The organism is Streptomyces sp. NPDC002577 (assembly GCF_053594815.1).
Genome location: NZ_JBSFWK010000064.1, coordinates 13,102 through 32,791, shown reverse-complemented (window position 1 = coordinate 32,791; position 19,690 = coordinate 13,102). Strand labels below are relative to the sequence as shown.

Annotated in this window: 16 protein-coding genes and 1 pseudogene; 1 reads left to right on the top strand and 16 read right to left on the bottom strand. The window is 68.6% G+C overall.

Going from position 1 to position 19,690, the window contains the following annotated elements; translation table 11 throughout:
* Nucleotides 1-84: 84 nt before the first annotated feature.
* From ACWD4J_RS40800 to ACWD4J_RS40790, 3 genes are read right to left on the bottom strand one after another with little or no spacing between them, the layout of a single operon-like run.
* Nucleotides 85-1,011, bottom strand: a complete 927-nt coding sequence (locus ACWD4J_RS40800; RefSeq protein ID WP_451400613.1) for a carbohydrate ABC transporter permease — start codon at nucleotides 1,009-1,011, stop codon at nucleotides 85-87.
* Nucleotides 1,008-2,060 carry an ABC transporter permease gene (locus ACWD4J_RS40795; protein WP_451400612.1) on the bottom strand — a complete coding sequence of 351 codons (1,053 nt, stop codon included), beginning with the start codon at nucleotides 2,058-2,060 and terminating at the stop codon, nucleotides 1,008-1,010. The genes ACWD4J_RS40800 and ACWD4J_RS40795 overlap by 4 nt, the downstream gene beginning before the upstream one ends.
* Entirely contained in the window at nucleotides 2,060-3,721 is a 1,662-nt protein-coding gene (locus tag ACWD4J_RS40790; RefSeq protein WP_451400611.1) for an extracellular solute-binding protein, read from the bottom strand. Before ACWD4J_RS40790 ends, ACWD4J_RS40795 begins: the two co-directional genes overlap by 1 nt.
* Before the next feature lie 264 nt (nucleotides 3,722-3,985).
* On the opposite strand from ACWD4J_RS40790, the pseudogene ACWD4J_RS40785 reads away from it, so the two are divergent.
* Nucleotides 3,986-5,270 (top strand): annotated as a pseudogene (locus ACWD4J_RS40785) (glycoside hydrolase family 3 N-terminal domain-containing protein).
* 137 nt (nucleotides 5,271-5,407) lie between these two features.
* Here the strand turns inward: ACWD4J_RS40785 and ACWD4J_RS40780 are convergent.
* The 13 genes from ACWD4J_RS40780 to ACWD4J_RS40720 form a co-directional block, all read right to left on the bottom strand.
* Nucleotides 5,408-5,761, bottom strand: a complete 354-nt coding sequence (locus tag ACWD4J_RS40780; protein ID WP_451400610.1) for a cupin domain-containing protein — start codon at nucleotides 5,759-5,761, stop codon at nucleotides 5,408-5,410.
* Between the two features lie 237 nt (nucleotides 5,762-5,998).
* A complete protein-coding gene (gene aspA, locus ACWD4J_RS40775; protein WP_451400609.1) occupies nucleotides 5,999-7,411 on the bottom strand; it encodes an aspartate ammonia-lyase in 1,413 nt (470 codons plus the stop codon).
* 344 nt (nucleotides 7,412-7,755) lie between these two features.
* Nucleotides 7,756-9,039: an NAD(P)/FAD-dependent oxidoreductase gene (locus tag ACWD4J_RS40770; RefSeq protein ID WP_451400608.1), complete on the bottom strand. Its 1,284-nt coding sequence runs from the start codon at nucleotides 9,037-9,039 to the stop codon at nucleotides 7,756-7,758.
* Nucleotides 9,040-9,080: 41 nt separating this feature from the next.
* Nucleotides 9,081-9,746, bottom strand: a complete 666-nt coding sequence (locus ACWD4J_RS40765) for a haloacid dehalogenase type II (protein ID WP_451400607.1) — start codon at nucleotides 9,744-9,746, stop codon at nucleotides 9,081-9,083.
* A gap of 47 nt (nucleotides 9,747-9,793) precedes the next feature.
* Complete coding sequence (locus ACWD4J_RS40760) at nucleotides 9,794-10,711, bottom strand: aldo/keto reductase (protein ID WP_451400606.1); 918 nt, start codon at nucleotides 10,709-10,711, stop codon at nucleotides 9,794-9,796.
* Nucleotides 10,711-12,168 (bottom strand): aldehyde dehydrogenase family protein, encoded by a 1,458-nt coding sequence (locus tag ACWD4J_RS40755; protein ID WP_451400605.1) that lies wholly within the window; start codon nucleotides 12,166-12,168, stop codon nucleotides 10,711-10,713. The genes ACWD4J_RS40760 and ACWD4J_RS40755 overlap by 1 nt, the downstream gene beginning before the upstream one ends.
* On the bottom strand, nucleotides 12,165-13,118 hold the full coding sequence (locus tag ACWD4J_RS40750; RefSeq protein ID WP_451400604.1) for a succinylglutamate desuccinylase/aspartoacylase family protein: 954 nt from the start codon (nucleotides 13,116-13,118) through the stop codon (nucleotides 12,165-12,167). The genes ACWD4J_RS40755 and ACWD4J_RS40750 overlap by 4 nt, the downstream gene beginning before the upstream one ends.
* A 23-nt stretch (nucleotides 13,119-13,141) precedes the next feature.
* Nucleotides 13,142-14,533 carry an aminotransferase class III-fold pyridoxal phosphate-dependent enzyme gene (locus tag ACWD4J_RS40745; RefSeq protein ID WP_451400603.1) on the bottom strand — a complete coding sequence of 464 codons (1,392 nt, stop codon included), beginning with the start codon at nucleotides 14,531-14,533 and terminating at the stop codon, nucleotides 13,142-13,144.
* Nucleotides 14,530-15,399 (bottom strand): ABC transporter permease, encoded by an 870-nt coding sequence (locus tag ACWD4J_RS40740; RefSeq protein ID WP_451400602.1) that lies wholly within the window; start codon nucleotides 15,397-15,399, stop codon nucleotides 14,530-14,532. The genes ACWD4J_RS40745 and ACWD4J_RS40740 overlap by 4 nt, the downstream gene beginning before the upstream one ends.
* Nucleotides 15,396-16,310 (bottom strand): ABC transporter permease, encoded by a 915-nt coding sequence (locus tag ACWD4J_RS40735; RefSeq protein WP_451400601.1) that lies wholly within the window; start codon nucleotides 16,308-16,310, stop codon nucleotides 15,396-15,398. Before ACWD4J_RS40735 ends, ACWD4J_RS40740 begins: the two co-directional genes overlap by 4 nt.
* 11 nt (nucleotides 16,311-16,321) lie before the next feature.
* The gene (locus ACWD4J_RS40730) at nucleotides 16,322-17,461 is read right to left on the bottom strand and encodes an ABC transporter ATP-binding protein (RefSeq protein WP_451400600.1); all 1,140 of its coding nucleotides are present in this window, start codon (nucleotides 17,459-17,461) and stop codon (nucleotides 16,322-16,324) included.
* Nucleotides 17,454-18,554, bottom strand: coding sequence for an ABC transporter substrate-binding protein (locus ACWD4J_RS40725; RefSeq protein ID WP_451400599.1), 1,101 nt, complete (start codon nucleotides 18,552-18,554; stop codon nucleotides 17,454-17,456). The genes ACWD4J_RS40730 and ACWD4J_RS40725 overlap by 8 nt, the downstream gene beginning before the upstream one ends.
* Before the next feature lie 74 nt (nucleotides 18,555-18,628).
* On the bottom strand, nucleotides 18,629-19,690 hold the full coding sequence (locus ACWD4J_RS40720) for a succinylglutamate desuccinylase/aspartoacylase family protein (RefSeq protein ID WP_451400598.1): 1,062 nt from the start codon (nucleotides 19,688-19,690) through the stop codon (nucleotides 18,629-18,631).

The window sequence follows — 19,690 nt, the reverse complement described above, 5'->3', positions numbered from 1 at the left end:
TACGGACGCGGGGACCTGCGCGACCAGCCACAACGAACCCGCAGCCGCCGACGCGCAGAACCACCCCTCCGCGATGGTGACCGGTCAGCCCTTGATGGCTCCGGTGAGCATGCCCTTCTTGAAGTGCCGCTGGACGAAGGGGGAGGCAACCGCGACGGGGATCAGCGCGAGGACCATGACGGCCATCTGCAGTCCCAGGGAGGAGAGTTGGCCGGTGCGGACCGCCTGCTGGAGGCCGGTCGGCGCCTCGGTGTTCTTCTGGACCAGTTGGATGAGCACGTTCTGCAGCGGCATCATCTCCTGGTCGGTGAGGTAGATCGAGGCGTTGAACCAGGCACTCCAGTAGCCGACGGCGTAGAACAGCGAGATGACGGCCAGCACCGCGCGCGACAGCGGCATGATGATGGTCAGCAGGATCCGCAGATCACTGGCCCCGTCGATGCGGGCGGACTCGGTGAGTTCGGGTGAGATCCCCATGAAGAAGGCCCGCAGGACGAGGATGTTGAAGACACTGACCGCGCTCGGCAGGACCAGCGACAGATAGGTGTCGGTGAGGCCCAGCGACTGCACCAGAAGGTACGTCGGGATGAGCCCGGCCCCGAAGAACATGGTCGCCATCATGGTCATCAGGAAGAACCGATGGCCCAGACTCCCTGGCCGCGACAGGCCGTAGGCCGCCAGCACCGACACCGTCATCGAGAACAGGGTGCCGACGAGCGTGATCCCGACCGAGACCATGATCGCCCGGCTGACCTGGCCGCCGCCGAGGAGTTCGGTGTAGTTGATGAAGGTGATGCCCTGGGGGATCACGACGAGGCCGCCGACCCGGTCGATCACGGGTTTGGGAGAGAGGCTGGTGACGATCACGATCCACAGCGGACCGAGCACCCCCAGGCAGCAGAGCACGAGGAAGCCACTCTTGGCGGTGAGTCCTGCCTTGTTCGGCGGCTCCTCCCACACGGGGCGGGCGGGCGCCCTGAGGCTGCGGACGAGCTGCGTGTTGAGGCTCATTTCTTGTACACCCCCTGCTCGCCCAGCAGGTGCGCGAACTTGTTCGCGCCCAGGACGAGACCGACTCCGATGAGTCCCTTGGCCAGGCCGACCGCGGCCGCGTAGCTGAAGTCGCCGTTCTGGATACCCATGTTCCACACGTATGTGTCGAGGACCTCGCTGGCCCCCGCGCCGACCGCGTCCCGCTGGAGCAGGTACTGCTCGAAGCCGACGCTCAGCGCGTCGCCCACCCTGAGTACCAGCAGCAGGGCGATCACCGGGCGCAGCGCGGGCAGCGTCACATGCCACATGCGTCGCCAGCGCCCCGCGCCGTCGATGGCAGCGGCCTCGTACAGGTCGGTGCTGACGGCGGACAGGGCCGCGAGGAAGACGATGATCCCCCAGCCGGCGTCCTTCCACACGGCCTGCGCGGTGACCAGATACTTGAAGAGGTCCGCGTTGGTCATCAGGTCGAAGCCGCTCCACCCGTGGTTCTCGAGGGTCTGGGCGATGATGCCCGCGCCGCCGAGGACCTGCTGGAAGACGGTGACCACGAGGACCCAGGAGAAGAAGTGCGGCAGATACATGATCGCCTGCGCCACGGCCCGCACCCGGGGCCGGATCACGCTGTTGATGACCAGCGCGAGGGCGATGGGGACCGGGAAGAACAGCACCAGTTGGAGCACGAACAGGACGATGGTGTTCTTCGTGGCGCTCCAGAACAGCGGGTCGTCGAGCACCCGCGAGAACTGCTCCACGCCCACCCACGGGCTGTGGAAGATCGCCGTGACGCCGTTGCTGGACACGTACGGGTCGTAGTCCTGGAATGCGACGACGTTGCCGAGCAGCGGGACGTAGTTGAAGAGCAACAGCAGCACGATGACGGGCAGCGTCATCAAGATGAGCGCCCGGTCACGGCGCAGCCGGATCCGGAACGGAACCTTGCCGGCCTTGCTCGTACTGCGCGGCGCCCGCACCTTCGTCCCCGCGGTGGCGACCGCGGCCGTCGACTCCTCGACGGCCGCGGGGGGACGAATGCCGTCTGGCCTACTCCCGGCCGTGAGAGACATCAGTTGCCGCTGCCGTTCTTGTCGAGGAGTTCCTTGTACCAGTCGCGCAGCTTGTCGCCGCCGGAGGACCTCCAGGTGGAGATGGCGGCCTGCACGTCGGACAGCTTCTTGTGGCCGCGTACGTAGTCGATCTGCAGTTGCTCGAACTGGCTGGCGAGGTTGGCGTAGCGGGTCGGCTCGATGACCTCCATGCCGTAGATGGAGGTCTTCTTCATGAAGGCGCCCATCCGCTGCTGCCACTCGGTCTGCTTGCGGGCGATGTCGGGGAAGTCGGGGTGGGCGAAGTAGGGAGCCGGGGCCGCCAGCATCACCCAGGCGTTGATCACCTCGGAGTTGCCCTGGTCGGTCTTGACCGGGACGCCGTCCTTGACCGTGTAGTGGGTGCCCTCGACGCCGTAGTCGACGAGCATCCGCTCCTTGGTGCCGTAGGGCGCTGCCGCGAAGTCGGCGGCGGCCAGCGCGTTCTCCACGGTCTCCTTCGAGGCGCCCTTGCGGATCATCGTCCAGATGTTGGCGGGCGAGGACGCGGTCAGCGTCGGGTTGCCGCCGTCGGCGCCGAAGATGTCCATGGCGTCCATCTCGAAGTCCGGGTTGGCCTTGGCCTGTTCGGCGGTCTTCTGGTACCAGGCGGAGGAGTCGCTGTTGAAGACCAGGATCTCTCCGGCGGTGAACCGCTGGCCCGCGTCGCCGGACTGCGCCTTGTCGTCGGGGTGAACCACGCCGGCGTCGAACAGCTTGCGGGTCCACTCCAGGGCCTCGAGGTACTCGGGCCGCTCGATCTGGTACCTCAGCTTGCCGTCGTCATCGATGTTCCAGCCGGCGAGGTTGCCGAAGATGGCCCCCGAGATCCAGGACATGTCACCGCAGGCGTACACCTTGGCCTTGGCGCTGGTGGCCTCCTTGGCCCAACTGAGGAACTCATCGGCCGACTTGGGTACGGAGTAGCCCTTCTTGTCGAAGATGTCCTTGCGGTAGTAGGGCGTGATGAAGCTCGCGGGGGCGGTGGGCATCGGAATGCCGCGCAGCGCGCCGCCGAAGATGCCCATGCGCCAGGAGTCGGAGGGGATCGCGGCGAGGTTCGGGTACTTCTTGGCCTTGTCGCCCGCCAGGTAGGGGCCGAGGTCCATGAACTTCGCGGTGACCGCGTTCGGGATCTTGCCGACCAGTTCCCAGCCGGGCACGACCACCATGTCGGGCATGGAGCTGGAGGCCAGGACGGCGCCGAGCTTCTGGCCGTATGTGTTGCCGTCCTGGTTCTGCCAGATGACCTTGGTGCCCGCCGCCGCGTCGACCGCCTTGTAGTACGCACACCCGGGCTTCGGCGGGGTGCCCCAGAGCGGGGACATGATCTTGATGGGGGCGCCCGTGCCGAGCTTGTCCGGGACCGAAGTGGCGAGGGCCGCGAGGTCGATCTTGCCGGTGTAGCCGGCCGACGAACCGTTCTTCGACGGAAGGTCCGGCTTGGCGACCGTGCTGGCGACGTATGTCGGGATCAGCTTGCCGGCGGCCTTGCCCGACGTGGCCCCCTCTCGCGACCCGCTGTCCGAACCGCCGCAGGCGGTGAGCAGTGGCATTCCCCCGGCCACCGCTGCGGTGGCGACCGCCGTGGAGGCGAGAAAGCTTCTCCGGCTCGGTCCGGAGGAGGCGGCATTCGGCGTCATTGCGTCAACCCTTCATTGCACACCTGCACACCCGGCGGTGGGCCGTCGGCTGCGGTGTCGTGACTGGGACTGGCTGAGCTGAAACGGACATCCAATCACTGCGACGCGATCAGCAGTCGAAGCGCTTCGATGTTGCTGTGAGGTTAAGTGAACGCCCATGGGCGCACAAGGGTCGCTTCCAAGATTCCTCCAAGGTCTGAAGGCCCTGTATATGCCCTGCTTGACGTAACGGCGTTGATTCCTTGACATGCACCCTGGCGCCTGATGCACCTCGAAGCGCTTCGAAACACTCGACGCTCCGTCTCAAGAAGATCCCATGTATCCGCCACACACTCCGCACACACCACCACCTTTCCGCGATCCGCAGCCGCCTTTCGCGAAGCGCATCGACGACCTTCTGTCGCAGCTCACCCCCGACGAGAAGATCGGATTCCTGCACCAGTTCGCGCCCGCCGTGGAGCAGCTCGGCGTCGCCGCGTTCCGCACCGGCCAGGAGGCCCTGCACGGCGTGGCCTGGATGGGTCCGGCCACCGTCTTCCCGCAGGCGGTGGGCCTGGGCGCGACCTGGAACGACGATCTCGTACGCAGGGCGGTGTCCAAGGAGGCCCGGGCGATGCGCGCCCGGGCCTCCCGCGTGGGGCTGAACGTCTGGTCCCCGACCGTGAACCTGCTGCGCCACCCTCTGTGGGGCCGCAACGAGGAGGGCTACTCGGAGGACCCGAAGCTCGCCTCGGCCATCGCCACCGCCTACACGCACGGCCTGCACGGCGATCACCCGACGTACTGGCGCACCGCGCCCGTCCGCAAGCACTGGCTGGCCCACAACAACGAGACGGGCCGCGACGTCACGTCCTCCTCGGTCCGACCGCGCGTCCTACACGAATACGACCTGCACGCCTTCCGCGAGACGGTCGAGGCGACCACCGTGGCCGGTGTGATGCCGGCGTACAACCTGGTCAACGGCCGCCCGAACCATGTCTCGCCGTATCTACTGGTCTGCTCGGACGCAGGCGCGCCCTCCAACCTGGTCGACTCCGAGCGCTACTTCGACACCCACGAGGAGGCGACGGCCGCCGCGCTGCTGGCCGGCGTCGACAGCTTCACCTCGCCCGAGGGCCCATCGCCCCACAGATGCGATCGAGGGAGGCAGGCCTGGCACCCACGGAGGACTGCGACACTTCTTCCATGGGGCATCTATAAAGCGGCGATATTTCCTGATAGACACCTATAAGAGCCTGCAGGTCACCAATGCCATCCGCTATGGCGCCGCCCCGATCCGGCTGCGGCTACTGCGCGACCGCAGCAGCCTTATCTGCGAGGTCGCCGACGGCAGCAGCACCTCACCGCATCTGCGCCGGGCGGCCTCCACCGACGAAGGGGGGGGCGGGGGTTGTTCCTGGTCGCCCAGTTCACGGAGCGGTGGGGCACCCGGTACATGCCTCGCGGCAAAGTGATCTGGACCGAACAATCCCTCCACGGCACGGCGCCAGAACTTGACGCAGACATGGCAGACGCCCTGCTGGACCAATGGGGAGATGCGGACTGGTGAGCGACATACCGCGAGCTACCCCCGCGGAGTGCGGGAGGCAGGACGTGGTGACCGAGCCCGAGGTGCGGCGTGAAGGGACCGTCCCCGCGAGCGCGGGGAGCAGACGTCCGATATCAGCGTGCCGAGCCGTATCGGCATCACATCACGATCACGTAGATCTTGCGCACGGTTTCGATGGTCTTCCAGACACCGACGAAGCCCGGCTTCATGACAAAGCTGTCGCCTGCCTTGTAGACCACCGGCTCGCCACCTTCTGGCGTGAGTTCGACGATGCCGGAGAGGATATGGCAGAACTCGAAGGACTCGCCCTTGATCGAGCGCGTCTCGCCGGGCGTCGCTTCCCAGACGCCCGTATGGATCATCTCCCCGCGGGCGACGTCTTGGGCCCAGGTCTTGAAGGCGGGGTTGCCGGAAATCAGGCGTTCCGGGAGCGCACCGGACTCGCGCGGTGCGAAGGAGGGATTGGTGTCGATGGTCTTCAGGAGCGACATGTTTTCCTTTCCTGGGCTTGAGAAGTCAGTAACGGCCCCGGTCGATGAGTCCGATTGAACAGAGCCCGGCGGCATGCGCCCACTCCTTTCAGCGCTTGGACACGGCGACCTGGTTCTTGATCCGACAAGGCGAGAGAGATCGTCCGGATCGTCCTCGGGCAGCTCAGGTCGCCGTCCGGTGAGCAGCAGGTTTGCGCCCTCGCGGCGGAAGTGGGAGGCGACTGTGACAGCAGGTGGTCAGGCCAGTACCTGGCCACTGCCTGCCACGACCTCGGGCTGTAGCAGGTCGGCGAGTGTCTCGGCCGGCAACAAGCTTTTCTCCAGGACGAGTTCGGCCACGCCCCGGCCGGTGGCGAGGGCTTCCTTGGCGATGTCGGTGGCGGCCGTGTAACCGATGTGCGGGTTGAGAGCGGTCACCAGGCCGATGGAGTTCTCGACGGTCGCGCGCAGTGCCTCGGTGTTGGCGGTGATGCCGGCCACGCAGCGTTCGGCCAGCGTCAGGCAGGCCGCGCGCAGGTGTGTGATGGACTTCGACAGGGAGTGCAGAATGATCGGCTCGAAGGCATTGAGCTGGAGCTGTCCGGCCTCGGCGGCCATGGTGATGGTGACGTCGTTGCCGATCACCTCGAAGGCGACCTGATTGACGACCTCGGGGATCACCGGGTTGACCTTGCCGGGCATGATGCTCGAACCCGCCTGCACCGGCGGGAGGTTGATCTCGCTGAGCCCGGCGCGCGGGCCGGAGGACAGCAAGCGCAGGTCGTTGCAGCTCTTGGACAGCTTGGCCGCGACCCGCTTGAGCACGCCGGACATCTGGACGAAGGCACCGCAGTCCTGGGTCGCTTCGACCAGGTTGGCAGCGGTGACCAGCGGCTGCCCGGTGATGGCCGCGAGGTGGCGGCGAGCCGACTCGGCATATCCGGAGGGTGCGTTGAGGCCGGTGCCGATCGCGGTGGCACCGAGGTTGATCTCATGTATCAGCTCCACGGCCTCGGCGAGCCGGCTGCGATCCTCCTCAATCATGACCGCGTAGGCGGAGAACTCCTGACCGAGCGTCATCGGCACTGCGTCCTGCAGCTGAGTACGGCCCATCTTAAGGATGTCGCGGAACTCGAGCGCCTTGGCGGCGAAGGCGTTCTGGAGCACGAACATGGCCCTGAGCAGGCCGTGGACCGCGAACACCGTCGCGATTTTCACGGCGGTCGGATAGACGTCGTTGGTCGACTGGCCCAGGTTGACGTCCTCGTTGGGGTGCAGGTACTCGTACTGGCCCTTGGCGTGGCCCAACAGTTCCAGAGCGCGGTTCGCGACGACCTCGTTGGCGTTCATGTTGGTCGAGGTGCCGGCGCCACCCTGGATGACGTCGACGACAAACTGATCGTGCAGCTTGCCGGCGCGAATCTCCTGGCAGGCCGCGACGATCGCGACCGCCTTCCTCGGCTCCAGCAGGCCCAGTTCCTGGTTCGCGAGGGCGGCTGCCTCCTTCACGGCGGCCAAGGCGTCGATCAGGTAAGGGTAGGCGGAGATCGGTGTCCCAGTGATGGGGAAGTTCTCCATGGCGCGCAGGGTGTGAATGCCCCAGTACGCCTCGGCGGGGACGTCGCGGTCGCCGAGCAGGTCGTGTTCGCTTCGGGTGGCTGCGGCGGTCATGGCGGTGCGGACCTTCTCTCGAAACGGGTGCGGGCGTGGTGTACGGAGGGTGGGCGAAGGAGCGAGCGCGCTGACCGGCTGGGCTCGGCTGCGAGCTCTGCTGACGAAGGTCCACGTCGGGCAGCGGCTCCCCTGCAACCCCGGCGCACGCCCGGGGGCCGACGCCGCGTCGGCCGTCGGGGATCGCCCGCGCCGCCGCCCGCGTGGAGGGCCACACTGCAGTCAGTGGGTCACCAGTCGCCACGGCGGGCGCCTCACCGTGAGGGAGGCGATGCGAAACTGCGGGGACTTCCCACACCCACTTCGCGGAAAGTCCCCGCAGTGTCACCGCCGTCGGTATCGGCTCAGAACAGCTTGTCCTTTGCCTTGTAGTAGGCGCCTCCGAACGGCAGGAACCAGGCCGTGCCGTTGTAGAAGGGGACGGGCACCTTCGGGAAGCCGAAGCCGCGCATCGGGTTGGCCTCGGGCTTGCCGTCCATCATCTCGGCGACCGCGCGGCCCATGTAGGTGGCCATCTGGACGCCGTGGCCGCAGTAGCCCATGGAGTAGTACAGGCCGTTGACCTCTCCCGCGTGCGGAATGCGGTCCCAGGACATGCCGACCATGCCGCCCCAGACGTAGTCGATCCGCGTCCCGGCCAGCTGCGGGAAGATCTCGGTCATCTCCCGCTTGAGGATGTCGCCGCTCTTGACGTCGGAGGCCGGGTTGGAGGGGGCGAAGCGGGCCCGGCCGCCGAAGGCGAGGCGGTTGTCCGGGGTGAGGCGGACGTAGTTGCCGACATTCTTGTGGGCGACCAGCAGGCGGCCGTTCGGGATGAGCTCCTTGGCGCGCGCCTCCCCCAGCGGCTCGGTGACGATGATGAAGCTGCCGACGTTGATCAGCCGCTTCCGGAACCACGGCATCGACTTGTCGGTGTAGGCGTCCGTCGCCGCCATGACCTGCTTGGCACGGATGGTGCCGTGCAGGGTCTCCACGAGGAAGCCGCCGTCAGGGAGGCGGGTGAGGCCGGTGGCGGCGTTGCGCTCGTGGATCTCGGCGCCGGCACGCTCGGCGGCGTCTGCCAGGCCGCCGACGAACTTGCCCACGTGCAGGCCCGCGCTGAGCGGGTCGAGCAGGGCGCCGTGGTAGCAGTCCGAGCCGAGCTCGGCCCGCAGTTCGCTCTTGCTCAGCACGACCGTCTCGTGGCCGAAGTTCTCGGCCAGGTCGCGCTGCTTGGCCTCCAGGCCCTTGAAGTGGTGGGGCTTGCAGACCAAGCCGAGGCGCCCGGAGCGGTTGAAGTCGCAGTCGATCTGTTCCTTCTGCGTGAGGTCCTCGACGACGTCGACCGCCTCGCGGAAGGCGTTGTACAGCTCGAGTGCGCGCTCCTGCCCATAGCGCTTGCGCGCCTCGGCGGGGCTGATGGTGATGCCCTGAGTGCACATGCTGCCGTTGCGCCCGGAGGCGCCCGAGCCGACCTGGTCCTTCTCGACGAGGACGACTCGGGCACCCTTGCGAGCGGTGTGGTAGGCGGTGGACAGGCCGGTGAGGCCGCCGCCGATCACCACCACGTCCGCCTCGTCGGGCAGGTCCTTTCCGGAACGGTCGGGCAGGGCGGGGGCTGTGTCCAGCCAGTAGGGGATCTGCTTCATGGCGTGCGTCCTCTGTGTTCTCTGTCTTGTGTCGCCCTAGGTCAGCAGCCGAGCAAGGCCGGCAGGCCCGACAGGTCGGGCAGCTCGTCGTACGGCTGGTAGTCGGCGCTGCCGGGGCGGCCGTAGCGGTTGATCCACACCCGGCGCTTCAGGCCGAGGTCGCGGGTCGGGATGTGGTCGTACTCCCAGCCCTGGGCGGTGTGGATGACCTGGGAGGGCTCGACGCCCATGGTCTTGTAGGCGTGCTCGAAGGTCTGACGGTCCGGCTTGTAGGCGCCGGCCTGCTGGGCGGTGATGACGTAGTCGAACTCGACGCCGATGTTCTCGACGTTCCGCGCGATCATGTTGTCGTCGGTGTTGGAGATGATGGCGATCTCGTAGCGCGACTTCAGGGCGCGCAGGGCGTCCGGGACCTCAGGGAAGGGGCCGAAGGTGGGGACGGCCTCGACGAGGGCGTCGCCGTCGGACGTGCGGTACTCCAGGCCGTGCAGGCGCATGGCGTTGCGCAGGCTGGAGTGCAGGATCTCGTGGTACGGGCGGTAGGCCTCCAGGACGGCCTGGAAGCGCATGACGCGGAAGTCGTCGAGGAACTCGTCGACATCCAGGTTGTCCAGATCCAGCCGGTCCTCGATGACCTTCAGGGTCGTGGGGCCGAGCTCGAAGTTGATCAGGGTTGCATAGGCGTCGAAGGTGACGATCTCTCGCATGGTGTTCAGCCTCAATCTCGCAGGTTTTCTGAGTGAGTGGTGGGGCTTCAGACGACGCGTTCGCCAGGGGTGACGATCGCGTCCAGTGCGGCCAGGTCGGCCTCGCTGGGGATCCAGTCGGCCGCCGCCGCGTTGGCGGTGACCTGTTCAGGTGTCATGGCGCCGCAGATGACGGAGCCGACCGCGGGGAGCGCGGCCAGTCCGCCAACAGCGACCTGAAGGAGCGTCAGACCGCGTTCGGCGCCGTGTGCGGTGAGCTCCTCGACCTTGTCGAGGGCCGCGTCGGTGAGCCAGCCATGCCGCCAGGACAGGCGGCTGCCGGGCGGAGGCTGCTCGCCGCGCCGGTACTTTCCGCTGAGCAGGCCGTTGGCCAGCGGGTAGTACGGCAGCACGCCGACGCCGTGGCGCAGGCAGGCAGGGATCAGGTCCTGCTCCACGCTGCGGTCGAGCAGGTGGTAGCGGGCCTGGGTGGACACGAAGGCATCCGTGAGGTGCTCGGCCGGGAGGTTGGAGCAGCCGATGTACCGGATCTTGCCCTCGTCGACCAGCTCCCGGAGCGCGGTCAGCGTCTCCTCCAGCGGGGTGACGCCGTCCGGCTCGTGGTACTGGTACAGGTCGATCCGGTCGGTGCAGAGGCGGCGCAGTGAGTTCTCCACGGCGTACCGGATGTACGCGCGGGCCCCGCGCGGACCGTACAGGTCGGCGTCCCGGCCCATCTCCATGCCGAACTTGGTGGCCAGCACCACATGGTCACGGTGGCCCTTGAGAGCGGCGCCGAGCAGCCGTTCCCCGTCGCCGCGCCCACCGTACATGTCAGCCGTGTCGAACAGGGTGATACCCGCATCGAGGGCCGCATGGACAACGGCCTTCGTCGCCCCCTCGTCGAGGCGGGAGCCGAAGTTGTTGCCGCCGACACCGACCGCGGAGACGGTCGGGCCGCGCTCGCCCAGGATGCGGTATCTCATCAGCGGTCTCCGAATCCGATGCAGACGTTCTTGGTCTGCAGGTAGCTGGCCAGGCCTTCGAGGCCCTTCTCCCGGCCCCAGCCGCTGTGCTTGTAGCCGCCGAAGGGGAGCTCGACACCGGTGCCGACTCCGGTGGCGTTGACATAGACCTGGCCGGCCCGGATGCCCTCCGCCAGCCGCATCGCCTTGTCGATGTCGCGGGTCCAGACGTACGAAGCAAGGCCGTACGGGCTGTCGTTGGCGATCTGGAGGGCCTCGTCGGCATCGTCGAATTCGATGACGGTGACGACGGGGCCGAAGATCTCCTCCCGGGCGCAACGGGCCTCGTTCGTCAAGCCGGTGAGCACCGTCGGCTGGACGTAGTAGCCGTCGGCCAGCTCGGGGTCGGACGGGGCGCCGCCGCCTGCGCGCACGGTCGCGCCCTCCTGCCGGGCCAGCTCCACGTAGCCCAGCACCCGGTCGCGCTGCCGGGCGGCGACCAGCGGGCCGACATCCGGGTCGGTGTGGCCCGGGCCGATGCGCAGTGAGCCGGCGTACGAGGCCAGCTTGTCGAGGAACTCCTCGGCGCCGCGCTGGAGCAGCAGCCGGGTGCCGGCCGAGCAGGTCTGGCCGGCGTTGCCGAAGGCCGAGGCCGCGACGGCCTTCAGCGCCAGGTCGAAGTCGGCATCGGCGAAGACGACGACCGGGGACTTGCCGCCCAGCTCGGTGACGGAGGGCACCACGTTGGCGGCGGCCGCCTGGGCGACCTTGATGCCGGTGGGCACCGAGCCGGTGAAGGTGACCTGGTCGATGTCCGGGTGGCCGGCGAGCGTCGCGCCGGTCTCACCGTCGCCGGGGACGACGTTCAGCACACCCGGCGGAAGACCGCACTCCAGGGCGATCCTGCCAATCTCCAGCGGGGTGAGCGGCGCTTCGGGCGACGGCTTGAGGACCACCGTGCAGCCCGCTGCCAGTGCGGGGGCGGAGCCCCTCGCGGTGTTCTGCAGCGGGTAGTTGAACGGGATGATCTGGCCGGAGACGCCGATCGGCTCGCGGACCGTGTAGTCGATCAGGCCGGGGCCCAGCGGGATAGTCGTCCCGCCGTGCTTGTCGGCGACGCCCGCGTAGAACTCGAAGTAGCGGGCCGCGGCCTCCACGTCGGCCTTGGCCTGACTGAGCGGCTTACCGACGTCCTGGCTCTCCAAGCGGGCCAGCCGTTCGCCCTGGTAGCGAATGGCTTCGGCGATCCGGTACAGGATCCGGCCCCGGTCGGCGGCCCGCATCCGGGCCCACTCGGGCGCCTCGAACGCCGCGCGTGCGGCGGCCACCGCCTGGTCCACGTCCGCCTTGCCGGCCAGCGCCACCTGGGCGATGCCCGTCCCGTTGGACGGGTCGAGGACGGTGAAGGAGCGTCCGTCGGCGGCCGGGACCTGCTTGCCGTCGATGAGCAGCTCGATCAACTGCAGTTCGCCGGTCATGGCTGGATCTCCCCCTGCACCTCACCGAAGATGACGACCTCGTCGCCCGGGCGGACCGTACGGATCCGGCGCACCCAGAGCACGATGCCCTCCTGCGGCGCGCGGACCTCCTCCAGCGTGTTGCCGTAGTGGTCGGAGATGGTCGCGATCAGGTCGCCTTCCTTGCAGGTCTCCCCCGGCTCGGCGTGAGAGACGAAGAAGCCGCCGGCGTCGGAGCGGGCGAAGGTGCCGGAGACGGTGGTGTAGGTGTCCCGCAGCTCCGCCTTGCCGTCGATCATCCCGAGCTGGCGCAGGATGTTGCGGATCGAGTTCATGTGCTGCTCGACGTTGGCCTCACGGTAGGTGGCGCCGCCGCACTCGATGGTGATGGCGGGCTTGCCGGCCTCGAGGGCGGGGTGGCGGACCGTGCCGCCCCACTTGCCGCCCTTCCAGACCAGCTCGTGCCCGGCGGCGAGGGCGATGTCCGTCGCCAGCTCCTCATAGCCGCCCTGGAGGATGACCAGCGGGGCGATCTCGCCGTAGGCGCCTCCGGTGTGCAGGTCGACCACGGCGTCGACGGCGGGGACGACCTGCTCGACGAAGGTCGCGGCCAGGCGCTGCGAGTACGAGCCCTCCGCGTCGCCCGGGAAGATGCGGTTGAGGTTGAGGTGGTCGATGCCGCTGGCGCGGGCGGCCGCCTCGAAGGCCGGAGTGTTCATGCAGGGGATGCCGACGAGGGTGCCGCACAGGGTGGCCGGGTCGATGTCGGCGAGGACGCGCCGGATGGCCTCCTGGCCGTCGTACTCGTCGCCGTGCACGCCGGCGTCCACGCACAGGACCGGGCCGGCCTGGGCGCCGTTGACGACGATCAGCGGAATGCCGAGCTCCACGCCGTAGCTGCTGGTACCGACCGGGATGAGGCCCTGAGCGCGCTCGCCGGGGGCGACGGTCAGTGGACCGATGGAGTACATGTCGTTCCTTTCCGAAACGTGGATCAAAGTCGAGCGGACGCCTCTTCGAGGGTGCCCGCGATGATCTCGGCGATACAGTCGAGGAGGAGACGGTCGCTGATCAGTGGGGGCGCGATCTGGAGCAGCGGCGCGGAGCGGTTGTAGACGCGGGCGAGGAGCCCGGCCTCGCGCAGCCGGCGCGGGATCAGGTCGGCGATCAGGGCGGCCCTGGCGGTGTCGCTGAAGCCGCCGCCGTCGAGGTCGCCGGCGAGTTCGCAGGAGTAGAAGAACCCGGTGCCGCGGACGTCGCCGACGATCGGCAGGTCCGTGAGGGACGCCATGCGCTTCGCGAGGTGGTCCTGGAGGCCGCGGACGTTGTCCAGGATCCGGTCCCGCTCCATGATCTCCAGGTTCCGCAGGGCGATGGCCGCGCTCAGCGGGTGCCCGGCGAAGGTGTAGCCGTGGTTGAGGACCGCACCGGGCCGGTTGATGACCTCGGTGACCCTGGTGCTGACGAGGGTGGCGCCCATGGGGGCGTATCCAGCGGTGATCCCCTTGGCGACGGTGACGATGTCCGGCCGGGCACCGTAGCGGTCACCGCCGAACCACTCGCCGAGCCGTCCGAAGGCGGTGATCACCTCGTCGGCGACGAGCAGGAAGCCGTACCGGTCGGCCAGCACCCGCAGACCCTGCCAGTAACCCCTGGGCGGGGTGATGCAGCCGCCCCGGTTCTGCACCGGCTCGGCGATGAGCATGGCGACGGTTGCCGGGCCCTCGGCCAAGATCGCGGCCTCCAGCTCGGCGAGCAGCCAGGCCGTGTACACATCGTCGTCCGCGTACTCCGGTGCGAGGCCGAAGCGGTTGGTGTTGGACACGAACCGGGTCTCGATCGCCGGCGGGCCGTACGGCTCCGTCAGGCCAGGGTCGTCGGTGAGCGACAGGGCGCCCACGGTCAGCCCGTGGTAGGCGCCGCGCCGGGCGATCGCCTTGGTGCGGCCCGGCTCGCCGCGCAGCGCGTGGTAGCGGCGGGCTATCTTCCAGGCGGTTTCGACGGCTTCGGCGCCGCCGCTCGAGAAGAAGGTGTGCTCGATGTCGACGGGGGCGATCCGGGACAGCCGCTCGGCGAGCTCGATGGCCGTGGGGTGCGCGGAGCCGGTCCACAGCGGGCTGTAGCACAGCTCGCGCAGTTGCCGTTCGGCGGCCTCGGCGAACTCGGGGCCGTAGGAGTAGCCGAGCTGGCAGCAGTACAGCCCTGACAGGCCGTCGATGTAGCGCCTGCCGTCGGCGTCGTCGACGTACGGGCCCTCGCCGCGCCGGACGACGAGGAGGTTCTCGCCGCCCGGGCCGAGCGAGCCGTTGTCGGTCATGTTGAGAAGCAGGTGCCTGGCTGCGGTGGCCGACAGTTCGCCGGCCGGAGTGCGGGCGGTGGTGATCATGACGCGGTCTCACTTCCCGCGGCGAGGCCCACGCCGGGCTCGGTCGGCAGGATGCCGTCCTGCTGGCCGGAGCCGCTGAGCCTGCGCACCACGCTCACCAGGGCCAGGGCCACGATGGCGATCCCGATGAGGATCGCGCTGACGGCCGTCACCGACGGGTCGACGTCGTACTGCAGGACGTTGAACACCTGGACCGGCAGGGTCACGGTGCCCACGGAGGACAGGAACTGCGCGACGAAGAACTCGTCGAAGCTGGTGATGAAGGAGAAGATCGCGGCGGCGATCAGTCCGGGCATGGCCAGTGGAAGGGTGATGCGCCGCGCGACGGTGAGTCGGCTCGCGCCCATGCTGGCGGCCGCGTCCTCCAGCCGTTCGTCGATGCCCTTGAGCGTGGCCATGAGGATCATCACCGCGATCGGTGAGGCCAGCACGGTGTGGCCGAGGGCGATGGCGATCGGGCTGCCGAGCATCGCGGCCGGTTCGAAGAGCAGGAACAGGCCGAGCGCGATGACGACTTGGGGGATCACCAGCGGGGCCAGGACCAGGCCGTAGACCGCCGTGCGCAGCGGCAGCTCGCTGCGGACCAGGGCCGTGGCCGCCGTCATGCCCAGGACGAGGGAGAAGACGGTGGTCAGGGAGGCCACCAGGGCGCTGAGGGAGAGCGCAGCCGGCCACTTGCTGCCGTCGGCGAACAGCACCTTGTACCAGTTGAGCGTCCAGGCCTCCGGCGGGAAGGAGCCGAAGGCGTCCTTCCCGAAGGAGGTGACGACGATGACGACGATCGGCAGCGCCAGGAACAGCAGGATCAGTGTGGACAGGACGGCCAGGGTGATGCGTCCGGCCAGAGTGGAGCGGAGTTCGGTCATGACGCCGTACCTCGGTTCCGGTACGCCTCGCCCGCCGACTTCAGCAGTCTGAGCAGCAGCAGCCCGGCGAAGGTGAGCAGCAGCAGGATGATGCCGAGCGCCGAGGCGCCGTTCCACTGGTCCTGCTTCATGACCTGCGTGTCGATGAGCGAGGCGACCATGGTCTGCTTCGGGCCGCCCATCAGGGCGGGGGTGATGTAGTAGCCGAGGCAGAGGATGAAGCACAGCACGCCGGCGTTGACCAGCCCGGGAGCGACCAGCGGCACGTAGACCCGGCGGAAGATGGTCACCCGGCCGGCGCCCATGCTGGCCGCGGCGGCCATCAGCCGCCGGTCGATGCCCTTCATGACCGCGTACAGCAGCAGCACGGTGTACGGCAGCATCACGGAGGTGGTGCCGATGACGACTCCCAGCTCGTTGTAGAGCAACTGGATGGGGGCGTCGGGGACGTGAAGGTCCGTCAGGACATTGTTGATGACGCCGTGTTCACCGAGGAGGATGATCCAGCCGTAGGTGCGCACCAGAGCGCTGATGAAGTGCGGGACGACCACGATCACCATCACCAGCCCCGCCCACAGGGGCTTGAGCCGTGAAACGGCGGCGGCCAGGACGAAGCCGATGACCAGGCTGAGCAGCGAGGTCTCGGCGGAGATCCGCAGGGTGGTGAGGAGGATCTCCAGGCTGGCGCCCTGGAAGGCGTCGGTGTACCAGTGGAAGGTGAATCCTCCGTCCTCGCCCTTGAGGCTCAGCATCAGGGTGCTGAAGATCGGGTAGACGAAGAGGACCAGCAGGTAGACGACGACGGGCGCGGCGTTGAGCAGCCCGAAGCGGGTGCGGCGTTCGCACAACGCGCGGCCCAGTCGTTTCTTGGGGGTCACCGGGGCTACGGGGCCCGGTGCCGGAGCGATCACGGCCACCTTCCTCACCCCCCGTCTTCCGCGTCGGCGAACACGCTGACGTTCTCGGGGTCCGCGGCGAGGTCCACGCGCGCACCGAGGGCGGGGGCGCGGCCTGCGGGCAGTTCCAGCCGCACGAGGTCGGTCTCCGAGCCGCCGAGGGGGCGGACAGTGACCCGGACGAGGGTGCCGACATAGGTGACCGTCTCGACGGTCCCGGTACAGAAGCCGTCGCCGGCGGGACACAGGAAGAGCCGGCCCGGCTGCACCGCCGCGCGTACCTTCGCCGCGGGCGACACCGTCTGTGGGCGGGCCTTGATCAGGCCGCCGGTGTCGAGCCGTACGAGTGTGTGCTCGGTGGTCTGTTCCTCGACGCGGCCGGGGAGGAAGTTCGCCGCGCCGAGGAAGTCGGCGACAAAGGGGGTGCGGGGGCGCTCGAAGAGCTCCTGCGGGGTGTCGAACTGGTCGATCCGCCCGTCCCGCATGACCGCGATGCGGTCGGAGAGGACGAGGGCCTCTTCCTGATCATGCGTCACATAGATGACAGTCAGGCCGAGTTCCTGCTGGATGCGCTTGATCTCGGTCTGGAGCTGGTCGCGCATCTTCTTGTCGAGGGCGCCCAGCGGCTCGTCCATGAGGATCACCGGCGGCCGGTAGACCAGGGCGCGGCACAGGGCGACGCGCTGCTGCTGTCCGCCGGACAGCTCGCGCGGCCGCCGGCGGGCCATCTTGGAAAGGCCTGCCATCTCCAGCGTCTCGCCGACCCGTCGGCGCTGCTCCGCCTTCGGCACACCGCGCAGTTGCAGCGGGAAGGCGACGTTGTCCCACACCGTCATGTGCGGGAAGAGCAGGTACTGCTGGAAGACGAAGCCCAGGCCGCGCTTCTGCGGGGCCAGGCGGGTCACGTCGTTGCCGCCGACGACGATGCTGCCGGAGTCCGGTTCGCAGAACCCGGCGATCATCATCAGGGTGGTGGTCTTACCGGAGCCCGAAGACCCCAGGAAGGTGACGAACTCGCCCGCCGCGATCTCCATGGAGACCTCGTCGACGGCCGTCACTCCCCCGTACGTCTTGCGCAGTCGCCTCACGGACAGGGGCTTTCCGCTGCCCGCCAGCGCCGCCGGGGCGGCGAGCGACTGCTCGGGCATCACACGGGTCTCAGGCATGCGTCCACTCCTGCCAGCGCTTGGCCACCACTTCCTGGTTCTCCAGCCACCAGTGGACGTCCATGTCGAAGCCGGTCTTGAGGTGCTTCGGCGAGCTGCCCAGGTTCGCTGCGGTGGCCGGGGAGAGCTTCTTGTAGGCGGCGGGCACCGACGGGGCCATCGGGTAGAGCTCGGCGTAGTGGGCCTGTACGTCGGGCCGCAGCGCGAAGTCGATGAGCTGGTAGGCGGCGTCCAGGTTGGCGGCGCCCTTGGGGATGCCGAAGGCGTTGCTCTGGCGGCGGGCACCGTTCCACTGGTAGGCGAGCGGCGAGCCCTGCTTGATCAGGGCGTCGAGGCGGCCGTGCCAGACGTCGGTGGCCACGACCTCCTTGCGGCCCAGCAGCACGCCGGGCAGGGCGCCGGTGTCCCAGTACTTCTTTATCGATCCCTTGATGTGGTCCAGGGACTTGAAGGCGCGGTCCAGGTCCAGGGGGTACAGCTTGTCCAGAGGCACCCCGTCGGCGAGGAGGGCGAACTCCAGCACGGGCCGGTCCGCGTCCAGACCCTGGAGGGCACGGTCGCCGGGGAACGCCTTGGTGTCCCAGAAGTCGGCCCAGGAGGAGGGCTTCTTCCCGCCCCAGACATCGGTGCGGTAGGCCATCACGCTGGCCCAGTAGTTCTTGCCGACCGCGTTGGAGGTGACGATGGACTTGGCGATGCCGGCCTTCTTGAAGTTCTTCAGCCGGTCGTAGTCCAGGTCCTCGGTGGCCTCTGCGTTCTTGAAGCGCAAGAAGTCGGACATCGAGTCGTCGATGACGTCGAACTGCGGCCGGCCCTGCTGGATCTGGGCGAGCATCTGCGCGTACTGGATGTTCACCACCTCGATCCGGATCCCGGTCTCCCTGGTGAACGGCTCGTAGATGGCCTTCTGGTTGGCGTCGCCATAAGTGCCGCCGCTGTCGCGGACGACCAGCGTCTTGGAGCTCTTGCCACCGCCGCCGGACCGGCTGGTGCCGGTGCCGCAGCCACTGAGGGCGGTCGCGGCGGCGACACCCGCCGTGACCCCGCCTATTCCGCGCAGGAACAGTCTGCGGTCGATCCGGGCATCTTTCATCGTGTGCCTCCTGGTGATGCTGGCCGTAAGAAGGGGAGCGGCCGGGGGACGTGAGTAGCGGCTGGGACGGGGGTCTAGGAGCGGGGGTCCGCCTCGTCGGATCCGACGCCCGCACCGGGGGTCTGGAGGGTGACGGATCGCGTGGCCTGGTGGGGGTCCCATGGGGTGGCGATGGCGGCCAGTTCGGCACCGGTGGCGACGGTGAGGCCGTGCATGCCGTAGAAGATCCGCCCGCCGGCCGGGGCGTGGACCGTGTGCTCCCGGCCGTCGACCGGGTCGACGATGCGGCCGAGGACGTCGCCCTCTGCCACTTCGCCGATGACGTGGCCGTCGAAGGAGAACTCCGGGTACCAGAGGCCGGTGGCCTCGGCCGTGACACCGGCGGACCAGACCCACTCGCGGATCGTCGCCGGGGCGGAGTCGTCCGAAGGCAGCACGCCCAGGTGGCGCAACGCCCGGAACAGGCCGTCGACGCGACGGTCGGCCGTGGCCTCGTCACGCTGCCCGAGTGAGCCGACCTCGACGAGTACCGCCGAGATGCCCCGGCGGGCGGCGGCAGCGTGGCTGTTGCCGCCGTCGGCCTTCAGCCCGAGGATGACGTCCTCGATGCCGAAGGACCCGGCCAGCTCGGCCGTCGCCTTGTCCAGGTCCGGGTCACCGGTGAGACGGTAGCCGACGAAGTCCCGCAGGACCTGGTCGATGCCGCCGCAGTGCAGGTCGATGTAGACGTCGGCGCCGTCGACCAGGTGGGCGAAGAGCCAGGCGGCCAGCCGCTCGGTGGGGCTGCCGTCCGGGTTGCCGGGGAAGACACGGTTGAGGTTCACGCCGTCGACCGGGGAGACGTTGAGCCGGCCCTGGTACACGGCGGGAGGGTTGGCGACCGGACAGACGATCACCTGCCCGCTCACCTCGCCGGGCTCCAGCAGGTTTGCCAGGCGCGCGGCGGCTTCGATGGGCGTGAACTCGCCGCCGTGCACACCCGCGGTGATGACGACGCGCGGACCCGGGCGGGTTCCGTTGACCAGGGTCAGCGGGATGTCCGCAGTGAGGGTGCCGAGATCGGCCTGGACGGTGCCGCGCGCCTTGGTGCCGGGCTGGGCCTGAAGGGAGCCGACGGAGAGGGTGGTGTCGTGCAT

Bases quoted from the DNA above. Each gene is read 5' to 3' on its own strand.
- ACWD4J_RS40800 (WP_451400613.1), bottom strand. From the start codon at position 1,011: ATGAGCCTCAACACGCAGCTCGTCCGCAGCCTCAGGGCGCCCGCCCGC.
- ACWD4J_RS40795 (WP_451400612.1), bottom strand. From the start codon at position 2,060: ATGTCTCTCACGGCCGGGAGTAGGCCAGACGGCATTCGTCCCCCCGCG.
- ACWD4J_RS40790 (WP_451400611.1), bottom strand. From the start codon at position 3,721: ATGACGCCGAATGCCGCCTCCTCCGGACCGAGCCGGAGAAGCTTTCTC.
- ACWD4J_RS40780 (WP_451400610.1), bottom strand. From the start codon at position 5,761: ATGTCGCTCCTGAAGACCATCGACACCAATCCCTCCTTCGCACCGCGC.
- aspA (WP_451400609.1), bottom strand. From the start codon at position 7,411: ATGACCGCCGCAGCCACCCGAAGCGAACACGACCTGCTCGGCGACCGC.
- ACWD4J_RS40770 (WP_451400608.1), bottom strand. From the start codon at position 9,039: ATGAAGCAGATCCCCTACTGGCTGGACACAGCCCCCGCCCTGCCCGAC.
- ACWD4J_RS40765 (WP_451400607.1), bottom strand. From the start codon at position 9,746: ATGCGAGAGATCGTCACCTTCGACGCCTATGCAACCCTGATCAACTTC.
- ACWD4J_RS40760 (WP_451400606.1), bottom strand. From the start codon at position 10,711: ATGAGATACCGCATCCTGGGCGAGCGCGGCCCGACCGTCTCCGCGGTC.
- ACWD4J_RS40755 (WP_451400605.1), bottom strand. From the start codon at position 12,168: ATGACCGGCGAACTGCAGTTGATCGAGCTGCTCATCGACGGCAAGCAG.
- ACWD4J_RS40750 (WP_451400604.1), bottom strand. From the start codon at position 13,118: ATGTACTCCATCGGTCCACTGACCGTCGCCCCCGGCGAGCGCGCTCAG.
- ACWD4J_RS40745 (WP_451400603.1), bottom strand. From the start codon at position 14,533: ATGATCACCACCGCCCGCACTCCGGCCGGCGAACTGTCGGCCACCGCA.
- ACWD4J_RS40740 (WP_451400602.1), bottom strand. From the start codon at position 15,399: ATGACCGAACTCCGCTCCACTCTGGCCGGACGCATCACCCTGGCCGTC.
- ACWD4J_RS40730 (WP_451400600.1), bottom strand. From the start codon at position 17,461: ATGCCTGAGACCCGTGTGATGCCCGAGCAGTCGCTCGCCGCCCCGGCG.
- ACWD4J_RS40725 (WP_451400599.1), bottom strand. From the start codon at position 18,554: ATGAAAGATGCCCGGATCGACCGCAGACTGTTCCTGCGCGGAATAGGC.
- ACWD4J_RS40720 (WP_451400598.1), bottom strand. From the start codon at position 19,690: ATGCACGACACCACCCTCTCCGTCGGCTCCCTTCAGGCCCAGCCCGGC.